General features: G+C 54.1%; 2 protein-coding genes. Both read right to left on the bottom strand.

All coding sequences use genetic code 11. The features are described from left to right. Positions 1-574 (bottom strand): hypothetical protein (locus AC1RO3_RS07875; RefSeq protein ID WP_481763911.1); only part of this gene is annotated, 574 nt, incomplete at its 3' end. 8 nt (positions 575-582) lie between these two features. After that, positions 583-970, bottom strand: a 388-nt coding sequence (locus AC1RO3_RS07880) for a GPW/gp25 family protein (protein WP_481763912.1), incomplete at its 5' end; no start/stop codon positions are given.

The raw sequence follows: 970 nt of genomic DNA on the forward strand, positions 1-970 counted from the left end.
TCCACAAGCCGCCGCATGCCTTCGGGATCATTATCCCGTTGATCAGGACCGCAACGTCTCGGTCAGACACCGAGAAGTTATCTTGGGCCCCTACGAAGGTCTGACGCTCCGTTCCCAAGCCCGGCATCTGATACGCGTACACCTGACCTTCGTACAGAGTCACGTTGATGGGGTTGGCGTCCGTGAACGTGATCTCATCTCGGTTGAAGAAGTATTGCCCTGCCACGTGGAATTGGGACAGCGGAGGGAGCGACGAGGGTACCGAACTTTGGAGCGTGACAGGTATGCCGGCAGGTAGGAATCGCGAAATGCGAAGCCCCTGCATCTGTGTGATGCTAAGGATTGCTGAATCAGATTGAGCCGTTTCAGCAAAACAGTCCTCCGCAGCGCGAATGATGCGGCCCTGCGCAAAAGCCCCGACCGATGCTGCTAGCTCGATCAGGGTCTCCGATGTCATTGTCGTGAGCGTTCCCTGCCACGATGGGATGGTGGTAAGGTAGTTTTGAAACTGGGAAACGAATTGATCAACGTCGGCTGTCAAGTCCGCCAGAACGAGCTTATTAGTATCTGCCATGTTGAACCTTATGATTGGTTGGCGGTGACGGAAAATGCTGCAACCAGCGGACCTGATTGAGTATCAAGGTTTAGGTTCAGGTTGTAAGCAATCCGAATCTGATAGCCGGGCAGCGACATGTCGGGCTTGACCCATGTGTTGCTCATGTCGAGCTGAATGCGGGGTTCCCAGCGGGCTATCGCCTGAATGAAGCCGACCTGAATCTTATCCGCAGTGTTTTGATCGATTGGTTCCTGTAGATAAGTGAGAAGGGAGGCCCCATACTCCGGCTGGAATATACGGGCTCGTGCCCCTATCTGACATGAGAACAGGTTGTACAACGAGTTGTTGATGGCCAGTACGTCAGGCAGCAAATCGGGGTTAGTGTCCAGCGTAAACTTCGACGACGCATCGACC

It is taken from the genome of Dellaglioa sp. CoH-57-MRSF-19, assembly GCF_056781975.1.